This is a genomic window from Flavobacterium frigidimaris, from assembly GCF_002217275.1.
GTDB classification, from domain to species: Bacteria; Bacteroidota; Bacteroidia; order Flavobacteriales; family Flavobacteriaceae; genus Flavobacterium; species Flavobacterium aquidurense.
Genome location: NZ_MUGV01000018.1, coordinates 36,415 through 56,489 on the forward strand (window position 1 = coordinate 36,415; position 20,075 = coordinate 56,489).

Below are 20,075 nucleotides of genomic sequence, written 5' to 3' on the forward strand. Positions count from 1 at the left end.
CCACAGATTACAGGATTAAAATGATTTAAAAATCTTTATAAATCGTGTAATCTGTGGCATTTTATATTCCAATTAATTATAATTAACAATTAACTAATCGGTTTCATGATCAAATCGTGATCGCCTTCTGAACTTAGATTTAAGAAGCGTTCATATTCTCTTAGCACATCTGAAATGATTCCGTCTTTACCGAAATATTGAATATCATAACCCATTCTGTGATCTCCAAAATACGTAATCGGCTGAAATATTACTTCGGAATCGATGTCCGGTGTGTTTTTCTCATTAATTAAGGTTTCAGAAACAGTTTGCCTTTGGGCCATTACTCCATATTTAAAATTTCGCAATTGATCGTATTTGATTTCCAACTCAATTGCCTGCGGATCTGAAAAGGAATTTATATGGGCTTCAATGTTGTTTTTTGACAATTCAACAGACAATTCTTCAAAAGCTTTTTTTACGGTTTCATTCAGAAATTTATGCACATCTTTCTTTTGGGAAACGGTTACAATTTTTTCTAAATGTTCCCGCCAATTGTTGTTGTTCCAATTCAGACTTCCGTGCGAATATTTTTTCTCACTGTATTCGCTGTCTACCACCAGAGCTTTCCATAAATTATAACACAGCAACGCCATAATAATTCCGAAAGGCAATGCTGTAATCAAAGTCATCGTTTGAAGTGAAGCTAAACCACCTGTTCGCAATAAGCTTAAAGATAAAAGTGATAACAGAACACCCCAAAAAACACTTTGCCATTTCGGAGAACTAATAGCTCCTTTAGAAGCGATCCCATTCATAATAAAGATCCCAGAATCGGCGGAAGTGATAAAAAACACACAGATGATTAGGATTGATAAGGCGTTCAAAAATGTCGTTAAAGGAAAATAAGTAAAGAAATTAAACAAGAGCGTATCCGGATTATTAGCAAATACACTTAAAGCACCATGAGCAACATGTTCATCAATCCATACAGCACTGCTTCCGAACACGGTCATCCAAAGAAAATTAAAAAACGAAGGAAGGAATAAAACAGCCAGAATAAACTCGCGAATAGTTCTTCCCTTAGAAATTTTAGCTATAAATAATCCAACATAAGGTGCCCAGGATATCCACCATGCCCAATATAAAATAGTCCAGTTAGAAAACCATTCCTGGCTTCCTTTTTCATAAGCGTAGGTATTAAAAGTCAACGATACAAAATGGCTGATGTAATGCCCTAAACCTTCCGTAAAAGTACTAAGGATGTAAATCGTTGGTCCGCAAATCAAGATAAACAACATTAATAAAACGGCCATCATAATATTTAGTTCACTTAGTTTTTTAACTCCTTTTCCTAAGCCGGAAATAGCAGAAAAAACAGCAATTAGCATCACTACTAAAACAATTATAACCTGATAGGTAAAACCAGTATCGGGAATTAAATGAAGACTTACTAATCCGGCACTTAATTGTACAACACCGAAACCGAGTGTGGTTGCTATTCCGAAAAAAGTACTACACAAACCAAAAACATCAACAATATTTCCAAATTTCCCATGGATTTTGCCTTTCAAAATAGGATAAAAACCACTTCGAATCGCTAAAGGTAAATTATGTCTGTAAGCAAAATAAGCAAGAGACAAACCCACTACACCATAAATCGACCAGGCATGAAATCCCCAGTGAAAAAAGGTATAGAGCTGTGCTTCTTTCGCTCTTAAATTTTCAGCTAAATTAGCATTAGCCGGTGTGGCATAATGTGACATCGTCTCTCCTACTCCAAAATACATTAAACCAATTCCCATTCCGGCAGCAAAAAGCATGGCAACCCAGGAAAAAAAAGAATATTCTGGTTCTGAATCATCTGCTCCCAATTTGATTTTACCGAATTTGCTAATAGCCAATGTGATCAAAAACAAAACAAAAACAGTAACTAATAAGACATAAAGCCAACTCAGATTTCTGAATATAATATCTTTCACAAAATTAAAAGACTGCTCTGCCTCTTTTGAGAAAAAACCACAAAACAATGAAATTGCAATAATTATGGTTAAACTTGGTAAGGCAACTGATTTTGTAAAATTGGTTTGAAATACACTTGAGCCGGTAGATTTATTCATAGTAAAATGATTTATTATTTTTATTATTTCAAACAAGCTTTAGTTTTATAACGGTGTTAACAGGAATCAACAAAGAATTTAAAAAACTATTAATCAATGTATTGTAAATTTAATCAAAAAGAAATGTTTTTCTTAAATCCCACTAAAAATATTAATCTCTGCCAAAAATCTAAGCATGCAACTATGTACTGTGAAGCTATTTCACTGCTACTTTATTGGAAAAGTTTTATATTTAGCATTCAAAAAACTCAAAAAACATAAATAATGAAACAAATTAACCTGATTGCCTTTTTATTATTGTGCACTTTTACAACAAATACTTTCGCGCAAAAAAATAAAAAATTGGATATTATTGCTTACTACACCGGCGATGACAAATTGATTAACGAATATGAAGTAAACAAACTGGATCAAATTATTTTTAGTTTTTGCCATTTAAAAAACGGTAAATTAAGCGTTGATTCTCCTAAAGATTCGATAACCATTAAACACCTGGTTTCTTTAAAAGCTACAAATCCACAACTTAAAATTGTTTTATCTCTTGGTGGATGGGGTGGTTGCGAACCATGTTCCGCTGCATTTTCAACTCCCGAGGGAAGATTAACTTTTGCTAAATCAGTAAAAGAAGTTAGTACTTATTTTAAAGTAGATGGTTTAGATTTAGACTGGGAATATCCGGCTATAGAAGGACTTCCAGGCCATTTATATCAAGCTGCAGATAAACCAAATTTTACTGAGCTGATCAAAATTTTACGTTCTACTTTAGGGAAAAAATATGAATTGAGTTTTGCTGCCGGAGGTTTTCAAAAATATTTAGACGAATCTATTGATTGGAAAACTGTAGCACCACTTGTAAATCGTATAAACATTATGAGTTATGATTTGGTAAACGGATATTCTAAAGTTACAGGTCACCATACTCCGCTATACAGCACAAAACCAAATGAAGAATCAACAGACAGAGCGGTTACTTATCTTTTAAAACAAGGAGTTCCTGCAGAAAAATTAATCATAGGTGGTGCTTTTTATACCAGAACATGGAAAAATGTCGAAAACATCAACAACGGTTTATATCAATCTGGTGAACACATTCCTGGTGCTGATTTTAAAAACTTTGCTACAACTTATACAGAAGCAAATGGGTGGAAATATTTTTATGATGAAAAAGCGCAAGCACCTTACTGGTACAACGCAGGAACAAAAACATTTGCTACATCTGATGATATTAGATCTATAAAAGCAAAAACAGAATATGTGAAAACTAAAAAATTAGGCGGGATTATGTTTTGGGAATTGCCTTTGGACGCAACTCGCAACGGAATGGTAAACGCTATCTATGAAGTAAAAGTGGCTAAATAAATAGTCCTGAAAATAAAAAAGCGGCAGTTATAGAAACCTATAACTGCCGCTTTTTTTAGTTCAAAATTACATTTTAACTTTTGTTTTATCCAATTCTCCAATAAAAGGAATAGACTCCTGAATTTCGTTGCGAATAACAGTTTGTAAATAAACCTCTAACTGAATAAATTTTGCTGCATTTATTGCTCCTATTGCTTTTTTGGCCTGACCATAAGTTTTAGAATACAACTTCTCATAATCCTGATTATTCTTCAAGGTCCCTTTTGCAAGCTCATCTGCTTTTTCATCTGTTAGAGTTGCATAATTACTTGCATAATCATTAATTAGTTGTAACTTATTTTGTCCAAGAGTTTTACGCTCCATCTCATAATTGTCATACACTTTTGTAAAAGCTGCAGCCTGAGTATCAGACAAATTCATATATTGTCTTACAAGATCACTTTTAGATTTTCCATAAATACTCTGCACTAATTCTACATCTTCCTTATAGGACGATTGAGCATACGACGAAAACGAGGCAATTGCCAAAACAAGGATAACACTTAATTTTTTCATGGTTTTTAGTTTTTTAAAAATTATTTACAAACATTTATTTACTATAAAATATATTGATTTTCAAGATATTACATTATTTAAATTTTAAAAGAAAGAATACTGGTAAGCGGCTGTCAAAGCATAATAATTTAATCCATTATTGGTGTAAGCCCCCACATGGTATTGAAACTTGATGGTCTGCCCTTTTGCAATAGGAGTTGAAAATGTAGCTCCAACTCTCCAATTGTCTATTTGACTATCATCAGAAACACCATTTATTATAGTTTCGCCTCCAAAAAACCAATTTGTATTAAGGCCAATCCACATGCTGTTCTTGAAATAATAGCTGCCGTGCGCCTGCAAACTGTAAGTATGCTTTTGCTCTAACTTTTTCCCCATAAAATCATTGTTATCCGTATAAAACCAGATACCTCCGTAGACTTCTGCATAGAAATGAGAAAATCGTTGTGAAACACCAATTTCCGGCTTAAATCCCCAACGGTTTGTACCTATATTCACCCGTTTATCATCGTAATATTTTCCTGTCGGGATTGAGGTTACCAGACTTACCCCTAAGATGGTTTTTTGCTCGAATTTTCTAAATTCAGCTTTATCAAGGGCAGGCGAACCTAATAAATTTACTCCAAAACGTACTTTCATATCACCAAAGCCCGTTCTTGAACCGGTTATATTCTCACCGTTTACATTTGCCGATCCATCCATAAAAGTATAAGGTAACGCAACTTGTATACGAGCCAATTTGCCTGACAAACCAAATGTTCTCACGTAATTTGCCGCAAAATTATGACTCTGAATCGTAAAGTCAGAAATTGGCAAAGACGGCTCTGTTAATACATTTCCATCCATGAAGGCATATCCGACGGCTACCACATTTAATTTTTTTGGAACATTAGCATATACACGCGGTTCTAAATCCTGGCTAAAAGCCGAAAACATTCCCAGTAGAAACACTATTATCAAGTAATGTTTCTGGATCAAAACATAAAAAGTATTTTTTGGCATAAAGTAAAGAATTCGGGGATATCATTATTAAAAATTAAAACGCTCTTCTTATTTTTTATCTGCTTCAACTTTTGGAGCTTCAATTTCTCCATCATACGAAATCGATGCTCTGTTATTACTGGTGACAGAAAGAGATGCTCCTCCATCATAAAAAATAGTAAACATAAGGCTATAAGCATCATCTTTACCTTTCACAGAAGCCTTAACCGTATACGACTTTTTCTTTTTTTCAATTTGAATATTCTCTGGCACACCTTCGAATTTTATGCCGCCATCTCCGCCGTATGCGACATTATAAGCGCGGCCAAAAAAAGGCAAATCACATGTTGTCTTCTCTGTATTAAATTTCAAAAAATAAGTATTGTAATCTAAATTCAAAAGTCGGCCACCTTGCGGAGTTGCTTTTTGTGCTTCAAAAACAAAATTTTTAGAATCAATAAGTGCTTCAATTTCTTTTTGTTTTTGTAATTCTCGTTCTGCTTTTAATTCTTTCTTTGTTTTTTCCTGCGCTAAAACCGGAAAACTCAAAAAGAAAGATAACACTAATAAAATCGATAATTTATCTTTCATAAAATAAATATTTAATAGAGTTAATTAAGTAGAAATTACTTTTTGGTAAATCGCATCATTGCAATATCTCCAGAAATAAGATTCAGGGTTTTGCCTTCATCTGTTACGTCATATGAAGTTATTTTTTGCAAAGTACTCATAAATACCTGCTCTCCCTGACCATCCTGACACATCATTTTGGTCATGGCCATAGGTTGCGTAAAATCAATTTTATTACCGTCAAGAACAAGTTTCCCGTTAAATGAATTACAGCTGCTGTTCCCTGAAATATGATTTTCTTTCAGGTCAAAATTTATGGTTGGTTTTTTGTTTGGATACAAACCATCAAAAGCTATTCTTGGGCCCGAAATATAATTTAATTCCCAATTTCCTTCCAGTTTAGATACTGTATCTACTTTTTTGCATTTACACGAAATTAGTATAGCGCTTAAAAAAACAAGGATAAAAACATTCTTCATCATAACGTTACAGATTAAATATTAATGAATTAGAAAATTGAATTTGGGAAAATTTTCGTTAAATACCTCTACGAATTTAAGCAATATTTTTGTCTTCAACCTCAAACTTTTAGTAAAATACAATTAATAGTTTTAGTTTTTTTTAACTTAAGACGTTAACTTATATCGTATTTTTTATGTTAAATTTACTTAATCTTTAATTTAAAAGCCTCGCATATGAAAAAAATAATTGTTTCTTTCGCCATAATTACTGCCTTGATAATTGGTTGTAAGACGAATACAAAGTCGAATGACGCTAAAACTATAACGGTAAATTTAGAACCAAAAAGTAATAGCACCGTAAGCGGAACTGCTACTTTTACAGAGAAAAACGGAAAAGTAACTTTTGTTGCAAAAGTTGCCGGATTACAGCCCGGAGTTCATGCGATACACATTCACGAAAAATCAGATTGTACTGCTGCCGACGGAAGTTCTGCTGGTGGACACTGGAATCCAACCTTTAAAAAACATGGAAAATGGGGAGTTGGTGAATATCACAAAGGAGATATCGGAAACTTCACTGCTGATGCAAAAGGTAACGGAACCATTACTTTAACTACTGACGAATGGTGTGTAGGCTGTGGTGATGCAACCAAAGATGTTCTGGGAAAAGGTTTAATAGTACATCAGGGAACGGATGATTTTACTACACAACCTACCGGAAATGCTGGCGGTCGTGTTGCCTGCGCAGGAATCATCAAATAAAAATTCAATAACCACTATTTTTTCACAAAATCTAGTGGTTATTTCATTTTAAAGTAATTCTAAAACGAGAAAAAAATATAGCTTTGTAGCCTCAAACAAAAGTTAATGATTAACCCATCGGCACCAGGTTGGATAGATAAGTTTTTTAGCGAACAAAAGTTTTCAGAAGCCATTCCTTTTGATACTAATGAATCGTTTTATGATAAAGTCAGAGCAACCGGCTTCATTTATGGTCACATCATTTCGGTTGATTCCCGAATTCCTATTCCGATAAAAGGCTGGTTTAAAACCGAGATTTCTAAAATTGCCTTATTAAATACTTTGTATGGTGTTTTTTGTCTGGAAAAAAGAAATTCTGAACCCGACAACTTTACTACCGAAGTTTTAAAATTTTATAAAGAAATGAATCCGGAAGGATTTAGTTTATTTAAAATTTTACTTCCAAAAGATACTCCTTCCCTTTCACTGGAAAGTATAATTGATCAGAGAGTACAGACTAACGACAGTATTATCAGTAAAAACTTTTCGCATTTGGTAACCAATGCTTTGTTATTTATTGATGTATTAGCTTTTAGACAATATTTAGAACATGGTGCAATTCCGGAGAAATATTTAAAGCGAATTGAAGAAACGGTTCTTGGTATTGTTGGTTTGGCCTTAAAAACCAAAACCGTAAAATCGCAACATGATGATTTATTGATTAAACTTTTTGAAGCATCAATACGCTATTCAAAATTTTCAAAAGTTACCGTTGATACCTTAGAAACTTTGCAACTTGATTATTTCACCAATAAACTAGAACATTATTACCTAATCGATATGGCCGGAATGGCTTTATGGAGTGATGGTGTGGTCGAAAATGAAGAAGCTTACTTTTTGTATTCGTTAGGTTCAATGATGAGAGTTCCGGACGATTTTGTAACACACAGTATCGATACTACCAATTCGTTTATAACAACACATAAAAAGAAAATCCCGTATTTTAACTATTCAAATCCGGTAAAACATTTTTACGACCAAATGACACACACAGTCGTAAAACTGATTATTAGAAACAAAAACAGACTGGTTAAGGAAATTGTTCAGAGTAAAGAATTGATGGTGCTACTGGCTTATTCTACAACCAGAGACCTGGATGCCAAGGAAAAGAAAAAAGTAAAAAAACAACTTTTGGATATCTGTAAAACGATTCCGTCACTTACTATCTTTTTACTTCCCGGCGGAAGTTTGTTATTGCCAATTTTAATAAAGTTTATTCCGACGATGTTACCATCGGCATTCAATGAAAATCTAGACGAAAACGAATAAAAAAAAATCGCCCTTTTGAGGCGATTTTCTATTCTAATAAATATCTTCTTACAGATTACTCAATTGATATACTTCATCTAATTCAGCATTCGAAGCAATGTTTACATTTAAATCAGTTACAAAACCTGAATTCAATCCGTAAACCCAGCCGTGAAGCATTAAATCCTGACCATTTTTCCATGCTCCCTGCACAATCGAAGTTTTTGCTAAGTTGTAAACTTGTTCTTTAGCATTGATTTCAACAAAAGCATTAAAACGTTCTGTTTCATCTTCAATTGAATTTAAGTATTTGTCGTGCAAACGGTATTCATCTTTAATGTGACGAATCCAGTTGTCAATAATTCCAACAGACATATTTCCCATTGCAGCTTTTACTCCACCACAACCGTAATGTCCACAAACAATAACGTGTTTTACTTTTAAAACATTTACTGCATAATCTAATACGCTTAACATATTCATGTCTGAGTGCACGACCATATTAGCAATATTACGGTGTACGAAAACCTCACCTGGCTTAGCACCAATAATTTCGTTTGCAGGAACACGGCTGTCAGAACATCCAATCCATAATAATGGCGGTGTTTGTCCTTTTGCTAAATCTGCAAAATAATTTGGATCTAATGCTAATGATTTTTCAACCCACTCTTTATTGTTTTCTAATAATTGCTCATAAAACTTTCTCATTCTTTTTTCTTTTTAAATGATATTTCTAAATGATTAAACATATCAAAGATAACGCTACTGTAAAGTTACCTAATTTTTGACATTTCTCACAATCCAGAAATACCTTAATTTATTTAATTTGTTTAAAATTTTTCTTTAGATGCTTCCTTTTTAACCAATGCTCTCTTCGCAACATCATAATAATGTTCTATCGAAACATGATTGTCTTTTTCAGGAGTATTCTCTAACTCATACGCTTTCTTAAAGCCCTTCAATTTTACTTTGATATTTTCATCAATGGCACGAGTTTCTTTAAACTCACGAATTAAATCCAGTACATCGTGCGCTATGTACTCCGTATCGTGTGCATTGATAATAACTTTTGAATTTTCAGGAATCTCACTCAATGTCAACTTGATAGCTGCTTTGTTTAAGAAAGAAACTTCCTGAGCTAAGTCGATATGAATAACGTCTCCGTCTTCGTATTCTTCCTTTTTAAAGCTGTATGCTCTTTTCAGGTTTCCTCTCAATACAAAAATAATACTGATGATAACCCCCAATGCAACACCTTTCAATAAATCTGTTGCGACAACAAATACTAAGGTTGCAATAAAAGGTATGAACTGATACTTTCCTTTTTCCCAGAAATGGAAGAAAGTTGCAGGCTTAGCTAATTTGTAACCAACTAATATTAAAACGGTAGCCAAAGTAGCTAACGGAATTTTATTCAAAACTGCAGGAATACTCAAAACACTTACCAATAAAAGCACACCGTGAATAATAGATGACATTTTCGATTTTGCACCGGCATTATTATTTGCAGATGATCTAACCACAACTGATGTCATTGGTAAACCTCCTAAAAGCGAACTCACGATATTACCAATTCCCTGAGCTCTTAACTCAACATTTGTATTGGTATAACGTTTTTGAACGTCCATTCTGTCAGCAGCTTCAATACACAATAAAGTTTCAATAGAAGCCACAATAGCAATTGTAACCCCAACTACCCAAACCTGCGGATTTGTTACAGCAGCAAAATTTGGTGTAATAAGAATTGATTTAAATTCGTCAAAAGATTTTGGAACTGGCAAAGAAACCAAATGCTCTTTTGCAATTGCCAATGAGCTTCCTGTAGAAGTAAAAACTTCATTTAAAACTACACCTAAAATAACCGCTATAAGTGCTCCTGGAACTAATTTTAATTTCTTTAAAAAAGGAACCTTGTCCCAGGCAATTAATATTACGAGTGAAACTAAAGAAATAACTACGGCCCCTAATTGAATGTGATTGATCACATCGTATAAAAAAGAGAAAGAATTACTTCCATCATTTTGAATAAAAGCCTGATCACCCTCAAAGTCAGCATCATAACCAAAAGCGTGTGGCAATTGTTTCAGGATAATAATAATCCCGATACCAGCAAGCATTCCTTCGATTACATTGGTTGGAAAATAATTTGAAATACTTCCGGCTTTTAAAAACCCTAATGCTAATTGAATTAATCCAGCAATGAAAACAGACATTAAAAACACATCGAAGGCACCAAAATCAGTGATCGCAGTTAAAACAATAGCTGTTAAACCAGCTGCCGGACCAGACACACTAATATGAGACTGGCTTAAAAAACCAACCACAATACCACCAATAACACCTGCAATAATTCCAGAAAATAAAGGCGCTCCAGAAGCCATTGCAATACCTAAACACAACGGAAGAGCCACCAAGAAAACCACTAAACCTGAAGCAAAATCAGATTTAAGGTTGGCAAAAAGATTAATTTTTTTTGACATAATACAATACTAAAAATGGATACATTAAAGATCTACTGCATTTATTATAAATACAGTTAGTTTAAAATAATCGGAAGTATTATACCAAGTTGGGAGGTGGAGCAAATATGCTCGGAGAAATATTGTCTAGTTTTACAATATTTTCAGACACAATAGTCTTTTTTTCAATATAAAGCGGCACCAAAACTTCATGTTGAAGTATGGTCGGATAAACCGCAGCCTTAAGTTCTTTATGTGAATGCTCCTCTTCAGAAAAACTGAAAAACATAGACGTATCATTACTTTTCTTCATCAACGTCACAATAGTAGGCGTTGCTAAGAAAGCAATAAATATGAATAATAATATGCGAGCGACTAATTTCATTGTCGCAAAAATAGTGTTAAACAAATAAAATCAAAGCTTCGGAGCAAAAATTTTCATAGAAATTTAACATTCATAAAAAAAGCGGCATTATCCATAGAGACAAGACCGCTTATAAGTTATTTATAAACAATGAATTACAGCTCTTCTTCAAGCCATGCGTTCATCATCCAAATTGTTTTTTCTTGTTCTGCAATAAAGTCGCTCATCATAGAATTTGTTCCTTCATCATTAATTTCAGCTGATTTATTTAAGATTTCTCTTTCAATTTTAAGCAAGTCTGATAAAGAATGAACAATCAAGTGAACTGCTTTTTCATCATTTGAAATATTTTTCCCAACTGTCAATTTGTTGTTTTTAATATAATCATCAAAAGTATGCAACGGTGTTCCGCCAATTGTCAAAACTCTTTCGGCTATCATGTCAATTTTTAATTGGGCATCTGTGTATAATTCTTCAAATTTTACATGCAAATCAAAGAAACGTTTTCCTCTAATATTCCAATGAATTCCTCTTAAATTTTGATAGTAAACCTGAAAATTAGACAATAATACATTCAATTCTTTTACCAATAATTCTGACTCTTTTACAGGTAATCCTAAAATATTCGTTTTCATATTTTTATTATTTTACAGTAAGTTACTACAAATTTAAGGGAACTTCTTAAAAAAAGTTATAAAAAAAATTATATTTTCTTATTTTTGCATCACAAAATACTATCAAAATGACAATTACTCAATTACAATATGTGTTAGCTGTTGCCGAGCACAAAAACTTTACACTTGCTGCCGAAAAATGTTTTGTGACGCAACCCACTTTAAGCATGCAGATTCAGAAAATTGAAGAAGAACTTAATATTTTAATTTTTGACAGAAGCAAAAAACCTATTCAACTTACAGATATTGGTCAGAAAATTGTAAATCAGGCCAAGAACATTGTAAACGAAGCAGATAGAATTAAAGATATTGTAGAACAACAAAAAGGTTTTATAGGAGGCGAATTTCGTTTGGGAATTATTCCAACGATTATGCCAACGCTTTTGCCGATGTTCCTGAACAATTTCATTAAAAAATATCCAAAAGTAAAACTCTTAATAGAAGAGCTTAATACAGATGAAATTATCGTAAAACTCAAAAATGGTCATTTGGATGCTGCTATTGCCGCAACACCTCTTGAGGATGAAAAGATAAAAGAGATTGTTTTGTATTTTGAGCCATTTGTTGCTTATATACCAGAGCATCACGCAAATTTTCAGAAAGAAGAAATTGAGGTTGCCGATTTAAATATCAATGAAATTTTACTTTTACAGGACGGGCATTGCTTTAGAGATGGCATTTTGAATTTATGCAAAAACGGAACTGATGTCGAACAAAACAATTTTCAGATTCAAAGCGGAAGTTTTGAAACACTGATAAAATTGGCCGACGAAGGCTTGGGTACAACGTTACTACCGTACTTGCACACCCTGGATTTAAAGGATTCCGACAAACTGAAACTTCGTAATTTTAAGGAACCAAAACCTGCTCGCGAGGTAAGTTTAATTTACCCTAAAAGCGAATTAAAAATGCAAATCATTGACGCACTTCGATCTACCATTGCCGGAGTTGTAAAAGGAGCAATTGTTTTTCAGAATGTTCAAATCATTAGTCCGCTACAAAAGAAATAGAAATAAAAAAGGAGCCAATTTGGCTCCTTTTTTTATACTTTAATCAGTAGTAGACTTTGTTCTAATTCTGGTTTTTCAATAATGAAATTTAATAACCATTCTTTTAATTGTTCCATTTCATAAGGTAACAGTGTTTTGATAGCTTTTTCTACTTCTTTGCAGAAAAGTATCGGGTCGAAACTAACTCTCTCAAGTATTGATTTCGTGTAATCAAACATCATTTTTGACATAATAAAATAAGATTTTTGGGGGTTATCTATATTTCTAAACTCGCAGCAAATTTAAACAAATAACATATACAAAGCTTTATTTTAACTATTTTTTTTAAAAACTTTAGCAACGAAACCGTTTTCTTACTACGGATAAATCAATATAGAACCGTTATAAATAACTAGATTAAACCTTTTTAAAGGCTCTAAACATTTCTCGTTTACCTGGAGGTCCAGCTAATTTTTCGACCGTAAAACCAACAGAAATCATACTTCTTTTAACAACTCCGCGCGCGGCATATGTTACTAAAACACCATTTGATTTTAAACTATTGTACATTTTCTGAAAAATTTCGGTACTCCATAATTCTGGTTGCACACGATATCCGAAGGCATCAAAGTAAATCAAATCAAAAGTTTCAAAATCGTCTATTTCATCAAAAAATTGTTTCCTTTTGGTTAACGAGAACTGATCGCAAATTTCTACTTTATTATCCCATTCGCATTTATGCATTTTCTCAAAAATGTTATGAAATTTCAATGCTTCCAATTCTTCAACATAATTCATCGCTAAAACTTCCTCAGCATTTACAGGATATGCTTCTACTCCAACATAGTCAATCTTCTGATTTTTTTTAACTGATTCTAAAAAAGTAATAAAAGCGTTTAATCCAGTTCCAAAACCAATTTCCAAAATACTAACCGGATCTTTTTCAAATAATGAAAGTCCGTTTTTTATAAAAACATGTTTTGCTTCCTGAATAGCACCGTGCTTGGAATGATAACATTCATCCCACTCTTTCAAATGAATTGTCGTTGAACCATCTAGCGTTTTAATTATTTCTCTTTCCACCTTTTTCGATATTTTCAATCTGATTTTATTGTTTTTCAGACCATTTTACTAGTCAAATTTAGTCAAAACAAATGCGTAAAGCCTTAAAAAACGATACTTTTTTCATAAATTCTTTATAAAAGCCAGCGATTTTTTTAGGTTTATTATAAGATAAATAAATCGCAGTTAAAGGCCGTAATTAATACAGTTTTAGCAAGTAATTTATATATTTTTACTTAATTTTGCATTCAATAAAATCTATTTTACACCAAATCATCACTTTAGAAGTCCTTCTTTTGAGATGAAAATTACATAAAACATATATTATTATGAGTACAACTCAAACAAGCAAAATTGAAATCAGAAAAGCTACGTCGTCAAAAATAAGCGCGGTAGACTTTGAAAACTTAAGCTTTGGTGCTGTTTTTACAGACCATTTATTCGAATGTGATTTTAAAAATGGGGAATGGCAAACTCCTGTCATTAAGCCGTACGCTCCTATTTTAATGGATCCTTCTTCAAAAGTCTTTCATTATGGACAAGCTATTTTCGAAGGAATGAAAGCTTACAAAGATGAAAATAATGATGTTTGGTTGTTTAGACCTGATGAAAACTACAAACGTTTCAATAACTCTGCTGTACGTATGGCAATGCCAGAAGTTCCGGAAGCTATTTTTATGGATGGTTTGAATGAATTATTAAAAATCGATCAGGAATGGATTCAGAGAGGAAACGGAAGCAGTATGTACATTCGTCCTTTTATGATTGCTACAGGACCTGGAGTTATTGCAAATCCATCAGACGAGTATAAATTCATGATTTTACTTTCTCCTGCAAAATCATATTATGGAGGCGAAGTAAAAGTAATTATTGCTGAGCATTATAGTAGAGCTGCAAATGGCGGAATTGGAGCTGCAAAAGCGGCAGGAAATTATGCTGCACAGTTTTACCCAACGAATTTGGCTAACAAAGATGGCTTTCAACAAGTTATCTGGACAGATGATGCAACGCATACTAAACTGGAAGAAGCGGGAACAATGAACGTATTCTTTAGAATTAACGATACTTTAATGACTGCTCCGACAAGCGAAAGAATTTTGGATGGTATTACCAGAAAAAGTTTGATTGCTATGGCTGAAAAAGAAGGATTGAATGTAGACGTTCGTCCTGTTCTTGTATCAGAATTAGTAGAAGCGGCTAAAAACGGATCTTTAAAAGAAATTTTTGGAGCTGGAACTGCAGCCGTTATTAGTGTAATCAAAGGATTCTCTTATCAGGATGTTTATTACGAAATGACACCAATTGAAAATTCTTATGCTTCTCTTTTAAAAGAAAAACTAACAAGTCTTCAAAACAAACTTTCTGAAGATACTTTTGGATGGACGGTTAAAGTTCAATAATCTAAAAAGGATATTAAATACAAAAACCCGACAGATTTCTAATTTGTCGGGTTTTGCTTTTTTTTCAATATCTATAATTGAGAATATTTAAACACATAGAAAACATAGATGTGATGTGTTTAAAGAAGAAACATGTTTCTTCACACATAGCTATGTGTTTTGATACTAGTGAACACCTTCTTTCCGCATTTAAATACTATGTTTCTATGTGTTTAAAACTTTTACACCTGGCATTTTTATAAAAGCTTAGAAAAATCGGGTTTAAAGTAATTTGGGCCTTTCAAAACTTTTCCGTCTTCACGATAAATAGGTTGTCCGTCTTCGCCCAGTTTACTCATATTACTACGCTGAATTTCATCAAAAACAGCTTCAATTTTATCCTGAAGGCCATGTTCGATAATAGTTCCGCATAAAATATACATCATATCTCCGAGAGCATCAGCAATTTCGACCAAATCATTATTTTGCACCGCATCAAGATACTCCTCGTTTTCTTCCTTCATTAAATTATAACGAAGATATTTTTTGGTTTCGCCTACATCTGCAATTGGTGTTTCGCTATGTCCTATCTTAAAAGCAGTATGAAATTCCTTTACAGCGTCGAGTTGTTTTTTCATATATAGATAAATTTGTTTTTTAATGAAATGAAAAGCCAAATTAGCAACTATTCATATACAATTCTCTAAATTTGTCAAAAATTATTTAAACTATGTTTAGTCAGGGACAATTAATATTCGCAGTCTGTTTTTTCATCGCCTTTGTAATCGTTATGATATTTGCTTATCGAAAAGATCTGGCATTGCACAAGGTTTTTTATAAAGGTAATTACAAAGTCTTAATCGTTTTTCTTCTTTTTATTGCCATCTTATTTGTCATCAAATTCTTTTTTAAAAGGTAATTCAATAATTATTTCTATATTTAAAAATATAAAATAAATACCGAAGTTTCACAATTAAAGCGAATCTGAATCGTTCTGCTTAAAATTAATTTTAACCGGAAAGAACCATTTCAAAAGTATACTTTTATTTTTTTTCTGCTATAGTGCGACTAGTAATAAAATTTATAACTTTACGACACCAAACAACCTACCACCAATGAAGATTTTAAAATATTTATTTCTTTTATCGTTATTAAGCTTAGTTGCGTTAACCGTTTTTGTTGCCACACAAAAAGGGATTTTTTCTGTAGAAAGAAGCAAAGTTATCAACTCTCCCCGAGCGACAGTTTATAACTACGTAAACGATTTTAGAAATTATGAAGATTTTGAATCCTGGTCAGTAGAAGATCCAACAATAAGAATGACTTTCCCAAACAAAACATCTGGTAATGGCGCTTCATTTTATTGGGAAGGTGTTGATGGAAAAGGAAATGCAATAACGCTTAAAACAAAAGACGGAGAAAGCATTCAGCAAAAAATCAATTTTGATGGTACTCAGGCTGATGTCAACTGGATATTCAAAGATACTTTGGCAGGCAAAACCAAAGTAACATGGAAAGCTAAAGGAACTATGAGCTTTTTATTTAAAATTTACACTGCTTTAAATGGTGGTTCAGATAATATCATTGGAACGATTTCTGAAAAGAGTCTTGCCAATATCGATAAAAATCTGGATTATGAAACCAAGACTTATGCTATAAAAGTAAATGGAGTGGTTAAAAAAATTGAGACGGCTTATATTAAACAAACCTTTACAAGCGAAATTCAAAAGATAAATAAAAATGCCAGAATTGTTATTCCGAAATTAATCCAATTTAGCGAAACAAATGGCTTATCTACAAATGGAAAACCTTTTATCATATACCACACTTATGATACCGCAAGCGGATTGGCAAAAATCTCAATTTGTTTGCCAATAAATAAAGAAATTTCAACAAGCGCAGGAAGTGATATTACAGCAGGAAAACTAAATGGTTTTGAAGCTGTAAAAACCACTTTAAAAGGAGATTATACCCACACAAATGAAGCAATTGCTAAAACAACTGCCTTTATTAATAACGAAAAGATCATCCCGGATTTAAGCTGGTCGCATCTTGAAATATTAACCATTAGCAAACTGGACACAAAAAGTCCATCGAAGTTAATGACCGAAATTTATTTTCCAACAAAACCCAAAGTAATTCCGGTTGCAAAAGTTCCTGTTTATCAACCTCAAACAGAAACACAAACTGCAAAACCTGCAACTCCCGCTCCCGCAGCTCCAAAACCTGAAGAAGATTCGGAATTCTAAAAAAAAAGTAGAGACGATTAAACCTTTTGTTTAAAATTCATTCTAATAGAGATAAGGTTAAAATTCCTAACTTTATAGTTGGTAACAAGATAATGTTTAAAGCTTGACAAACGAGAAGGAATTTATAGCACAATTATTAGATCCTAAGACGCAGAATGTTGCGTTTCAAAAACTCTTGTCTGATTATCAAAAACCGTTGTATGCTCATATTCGAAACATTGTTTTGAATCATGATGATGCCAACGACGTTTTACAGAATACTTTTGTAAAAGTTTTTCAGTATCTAAAAAGCTTTAAAGGAGAAAGTAAGCTCTTTTCCTGGATGTATCGTATCGCCACCAATGAAGCACTAACTTTTCTAAACCAAAAAGCAAAGCTAAACGGAATAACATCTGAAGCATTGCAAAACAAGACCATCGACAATTTAAAAGCTGATGTTTATTTTGACGGAGATGAAATTCAGATTAAACTCCAGAAAGCAATTGTCACTTTGCCGGAAAAACAACAATTAGTCTTTAAAATGAAATATTTTGAAGAATTAAAATACGAAGAAATTGCAGAAATCTTAGGAACCTCAGTCGGCGCATTGAAAGCTTCTTATCATCATGCAGTTAAAAAAATTGAATTATATGTTACGTCAAATTAAACCTTTTGTAACTAATCCTATCTTATAGACATTATGAAAGCATTTAAATTAGAAAACGAACCGAAAATAAAAACTGGATTTAAAACTCCGGATCATTATTTTGATGATTTATCGGCAAAAGTTTTACAGCAAATAAACGAGAAAAAAGAAATAAAAGTAATTCCGATTTACAAACGTAAAAAAGTGCTTTCGCTGGCTGCTGCAGCAGCAATTGTAATAGGACTGATGATTCCTGTAGTAAACAATTACAATGCAACATCAAAAGAACTGGACGAAGCTACTTTAGAGACTTACTTATCGTATCAATCGAATTTAAATCAATATGATTTAGCAAAAGAACTTGACACTAAAGACATTGATAAAATTGGCAAAGGTGTTGCTCTTGAACAGGAAACCCTTGAAGATATTTTGTCTTCGAACCCTAATATTGAAAATCTAATTTCAGAATAAAATAAAAAATTTAAAACGATGAAATTCAAAAACATACTACCGTTATTTATGTTCTTAATCACTTTTTCATTTTATGCCCAAAATGATAAAAAAGTAGATGAAAAGCGTGAGAAAATCAAAGCTTACAAAGTATCTTTTTTGACTACAGAACTTGAACTTACTTCAACGGAAGCAGAGAAATTCTGGCCTATTTATAATGCTTTTGACGACAAACAATATGAATTGCGTCATGATAAAATGAAGATGTACCTGAATAAACTTGATGATGATAAAATCAATTCGATTTCAGAAAAAGAAGCAGGAACACTTTTGTGCCAAATAGAAGGTACTGATAAAGAGCTTTATCAATTGCGCGAAAAATACAATGCCAATTTAAAAAAGATACTTTCAGCAAAAAAGATATTAAAACTAAAAAAATCTGAAGATGATTTTAATCGAAAGTTGTTAAAACAATATCGAGATAAAGCAGCTAAAGATTAAACAAGAACAACAGCGATAAGCCCCCTATATAATAATGCTTACTTTATTATTTAGGGGGCTTATTATTTTATGTTATTTAAAACGAAGTCTTACTACTTTATTGTGACCCGCAGCAATAGCCGTATTTCTATTGATAAAACGAATTGTAAAAAACTGTGAATCAGTAGACAATTGCGTCCAGTTTTCGCCACCATTTTGCGAATACTGTATTCCTTCTGAGCCTACACAAATGATTTCTTTACCATTTCCTCCCGGAACATACTGCACACATGAAGCATATCCAAATCCCATATTCTGACCTATTAATAACCAACTTTTTCCGCCATCTGTAGTAAAGGCTTTATTTCCTGATTTTTTATTTGGAAGTTCGTAGTCGCCACCAGCAATGAATCCGTGCTTAGAATCATAAAAATCAGCTGTAAAAATACCAGTCATTGTTTTTCCCTGAACAATAGGAGTTTCAACTACTTTCCAGGTTTTAGCTTTATCCGGCGAATAAAAAACACGGGCTTTTTTTCCTCCTGAAACTAGCCACGTTTCCTCTCCATTGATTACGATATTTGTATTACTTGCTGCAAAAGCTGCTTCACCCTGAGCATTTGTTGGTAATTTATCCGATAAAATTTTTGTCCAGGTTTCTCCTCCATCACGCGTAACAATAATTGAAAAAGTATCTTCTGTTGGATCACCAATCGCAATTCCTTCCTTATCGTTCCAAAATTGCATACTATCATAAAAAACTTTTGGATTAACTTCTTTATAAACCAATTTCATTTTATGATCTTTTTTCGAAACAGAATAAAGCAATGCAGGATTACCAACACTTAATAAAAAGACATCTTTTGAAGTTTGGGCAATACTTCTAAATTCTAATTTCAAGGTATCACGATAAATATGTTCTTCAAATTTTTCTTTTTTATCTAAATCATAATATCCAAATCTGGAATTGTCTCCTCCGTACCAAATCTTATTTTTGTCAACAACTATAGCTCTAATACTAATTTTATCTTGAAATAATGTGTCTACCTGCATTGATGTAAAACCACCATAAAACACCTTATTATCCTTATCAGTCAATGTTTTAAAAGACATAAATAAAACAAAAGCACAACAAAACAACAATAATTTTTTCATATAGGTTAAGATTTAGTTGTTGCTAAAATACAATTATTTATAACATCTGAAATACCTTTTGTTTTTTTTTCTGGCACAGTAATTGGATATCCCTGAATATTAATCTTAATATGAT

The 20,075-nt window shown here is 32.7% G+C and carries 23 protein-coding genes; 10 read left to right on the forward strand and 13 right to left on the reverse strand.

Features of this window, described 5'->3' with window-relative positions:
• Window positions 1–89: 89 nt before the first annotated feature.
• A complete protein-coding gene (locus B0A65_RS10765; protein ID WP_074658751.1) occupies window positions 90–2,099 on the reverse strand; it encodes a BCCT family transporter in 2,010 nt (669 codons plus the stop codon).
• A gap of 264 nt (window positions 2,100–2,363) precedes the next feature.
• On the opposite strand from B0A65_RS10765, the gene B0A65_RS10770 reads away from it, so the two are divergent.
• On the forward strand, window positions 2,364–3,458 hold the full coding sequence (locus tag B0A65_RS10770) for a glycoside hydrolase family 18 protein (RefSeq protein WP_074658753.1): 1,095 nt from the start codon (window positions 2,364–2,366) through the stop codon (window positions 3,456–3,458).
• Between the two features lie 66 nt (window positions 3,459–3,524).
• Here the strand turns inward: B0A65_RS10770 and B0A65_RS10775 are convergent, their stop codons facing one another.
• The 4 genes from B0A65_RS10775 to B0A65_RS10790 form a co-directional block, all read right to left on the reverse strand.
• Window positions 3,525–4,013 carry a hypothetical protein gene (locus B0A65_RS10775; protein ID WP_074658755.1) on the reverse strand — a complete coding sequence of 163 codons (489 nt, stop codon included), beginning with the start codon at window positions 4,011–4,013 and terminating at the stop codon, window positions 3,525–3,527.
• Window positions 4,014–4,097: 84 nt separating this feature from the next.
• Window positions 4,098–5,015, reverse strand: a complete 918-nt coding sequence (locus B0A65_RS10780) for a transporter (RefSeq protein WP_074658756.1) — start codon at window positions 5,013–5,015, stop codon at window positions 4,098–4,100.
• 48 nt (window positions 5,016–5,063) lie between these two features.
• On the reverse strand, window positions 5,064–5,585 hold the full coding sequence (locus tag B0A65_RS10785) for a DUF4251 domain-containing protein (protein WP_074658758.1): 522 nt from the start codon (window positions 5,583–5,585) through the stop codon (window positions 5,064–5,066).
• Between the two features lie 35 nt (window positions 5,586–5,620).
• On the reverse strand, window positions 5,621–6,046 hold the full coding sequence (locus tag B0A65_RS10790; RefSeq protein ID WP_074658760.1) for an META domain-containing protein: 426 nt from the start codon (window positions 6,044–6,046) through the stop codon (window positions 5,621–5,623).
• A gap of 213 nt (window positions 6,047–6,259) precedes the next feature.
• Here B0A65_RS10790 and B0A65_RS10795 point away from each other — a divergent pair, with 213 nt between their 5' ends.
• Window positions 6,260–6,787, forward strand: coding sequence for a superoxide dismutase family protein (locus B0A65_RS10795; protein WP_074658762.1), 528 nt, complete (start codon window positions 6,260–6,262; stop codon window positions 6,785–6,787).
• 105 nt (window positions 6,788–6,892) lie between these two features.
• Window positions 6,893–8,095, forward strand: a complete 1,203-nt coding sequence (locus B0A65_RS10800; RefSeq protein ID WP_074658764.1) for an LETM1-related biofilm-associated protein — start codon at window positions 6,893–6,895, stop codon at window positions 8,093–8,095.
• A gap of 48 nt (window positions 8,096–8,143) precedes the next feature.
• On the opposite strand, the gene can is transcribed toward B0A65_RS10800, so the two are convergent.
• From can to B0A65_RS10820, 4 genes are all read right to left on the reverse strand, one after another.
• Window positions 8,144–8,782, reverse strand: coding sequence for a carbonate dehydratase (can, locus tag B0A65_RS10805; protein WP_074658766.1), 639 nt, complete (start codon window positions 8,780–8,782; stop codon window positions 8,144–8,146).
• Window positions 8,783–8,904: 122 nt separating this feature from the next.
• Window positions 8,905–10,554, reverse strand: a complete 1,650-nt coding sequence (locus B0A65_RS10810; RefSeq protein WP_074658768.1) for a SulP family inorganic anion transporter — start codon at window positions 10,552–10,554, stop codon at window positions 8,905–8,907.
• 79 nt (window positions 10,555–10,633) lie between these two features.
• Window positions 10,634–10,918, reverse strand: coding sequence for a hypothetical protein (locus B0A65_RS10815; RefSeq protein WP_074658770.1), 285 nt, complete (start codon window positions 10,916–10,918; stop codon window positions 10,634–10,636).
• Between the two features lie 134 nt (window positions 10,919–11,052).
• Window positions 11,053–11,532: a Dps family protein gene (locus tag B0A65_RS10820; protein ID WP_074658772.1), complete on the reverse strand. Its 480-nt coding sequence runs from the start codon at window positions 11,530–11,532 to the stop codon at window positions 11,053–11,055.
• Window positions 11,533–11,639: 107 nt separating this feature from the next.
• On the opposite strand from B0A65_RS10820, the gene B0A65_RS10825 reads away from it, so the two are divergent.
• Complete coding sequence (locus B0A65_RS10825) at window positions 11,640–12,581, forward strand: LysR substrate-binding domain-containing protein (protein WP_074658773.1); 942 nt, start codon at window positions 11,640–11,642, stop codon at window positions 12,579–12,581.
• A 32-nt stretch (window positions 12,582–12,613) separates the two neighbouring features.
• On the opposite strand, the gene B0A65_RS10830 is transcribed toward B0A65_RS10825, so the two are convergent.
• Both B0A65_RS10830 and mnmD read right to left on the reverse strand, forming a co-directional pair.
• On the reverse strand, window positions 12,614–12,811 hold the full coding sequence (locus tag B0A65_RS10830; RefSeq protein ID WP_074658774.1) for a hypothetical protein: 198 nt from the start codon (window positions 12,809–12,811) through the stop codon (window positions 12,614–12,616).
• 166 nt (window positions 12,812–12,977) lie between these two features.
• Window positions 12,978–13,643, reverse strand: coding sequence for a tRNA (5-methylaminomethyl-2-thiouridine)(34)-methyltransferase MnmD (gene mnmD / locus B0A65_RS10835; protein WP_074659229.1), 666 nt, complete (start codon window positions 13,641–13,643; stop codon window positions 12,978–12,980).
• 308 nt (window positions 13,644–13,951) lie between these two features.
• Between mnmD and B0A65_RS10840 the strand changes: the two genes are divergently transcribed.
• Entirely contained in the window at window positions 13,952–15,022 is a 1,071-nt protein-coding gene (locus B0A65_RS10840) for a branched-chain amino acid aminotransferase (RefSeq protein WP_026984671.1), read from the forward strand.
• Between the two features lie 236 nt (window positions 15,023–15,258).
• Here B0A65_RS10840 and B0A65_RS10845 read toward each other — a convergent pair whose 3' ends face one another.
• Window positions 15,259–15,639 carry a pyrophosphohydrolase domain-containing protein gene (locus B0A65_RS10845; RefSeq protein ID WP_074658775.1) on the reverse strand — a complete coding sequence of 127 codons (381 nt, stop codon included), beginning with the start codon at window positions 15,637–15,639 and terminating at the stop codon, window positions 15,259–15,261.
• A gap of 92 nt (window positions 15,640–15,731) precedes the next feature.
• Here B0A65_RS10845 and B0A65_RS23515 point away from each other — a divergent pair, with 92 nt between their 5' ends.
• The 5 genes from B0A65_RS23515 to B0A65_RS10870 all read left to right on the forward strand — a co-directional run bounded on the left by B0A65_RS23515 (window position 15,732) and on the right by B0A65_RS10870 (window position 18,826).
• A complete protein-coding gene (locus B0A65_RS23515; RefSeq protein ID WP_074658777.1) occupies window positions 15,732–15,920 on the forward strand; it encodes a hypothetical protein in 189 nt (62 codons plus the stop codon).
• A gap of 196 nt (window positions 15,921–16,116) precedes the next feature.
• Window positions 16,117–17,250, forward strand: a complete 1,134-nt coding sequence (locus B0A65_RS10855) for an SRPBCC family protein (RefSeq protein ID WP_074658778.1) — start codon at window positions 16,117–16,119, stop codon at window positions 17,248–17,250.
• A gap of 103 nt (window positions 17,251–17,353) precedes the next feature.
• Window positions 17,354–17,896: an RNA polymerase sigma factor gene (locus tag B0A65_RS10860; RefSeq protein ID WP_074658780.1), complete on the forward strand. Its 543-nt coding sequence runs from the start codon at window positions 17,354–17,356 to the stop codon at window positions 17,894–17,896.
• 33 nt (window positions 17,897–17,929) lie between these two features.
• A complete protein-coding gene (locus B0A65_RS10865; protein WP_074658782.1) occupies window positions 17,930–18,346 on the forward strand; it encodes a hypothetical protein in 417 nt (138 codons plus the stop codon).
• A gap of 18 nt (window positions 18,347–18,364) precedes the next feature.
• Window positions 18,365–18,826: a sensor of ECF-type sigma factor gene (locus tag B0A65_RS10870; protein WP_074658784.1), complete on the forward strand. Its 462-nt coding sequence runs from the start codon at window positions 18,365–18,367 to the stop codon at window positions 18,824–18,826.
• Between the two features lie 72 nt (window positions 18,827–18,898).
• Here the strand turns inward: B0A65_RS10870 and B0A65_RS10875 are convergent, their stop codons facing one another.
• On the reverse strand, window positions 18,899–19,960 hold the full coding sequence (locus B0A65_RS10875; RefSeq protein WP_074658786.1) for a WD40/YVTN/BNR-like repeat-containing protein: 1,062 nt from the start codon (window positions 19,958–19,960) through the stop codon (window positions 18,899–18,901).
• Window positions 19,961–20,075: the final 115 nt, after the last annotated feature.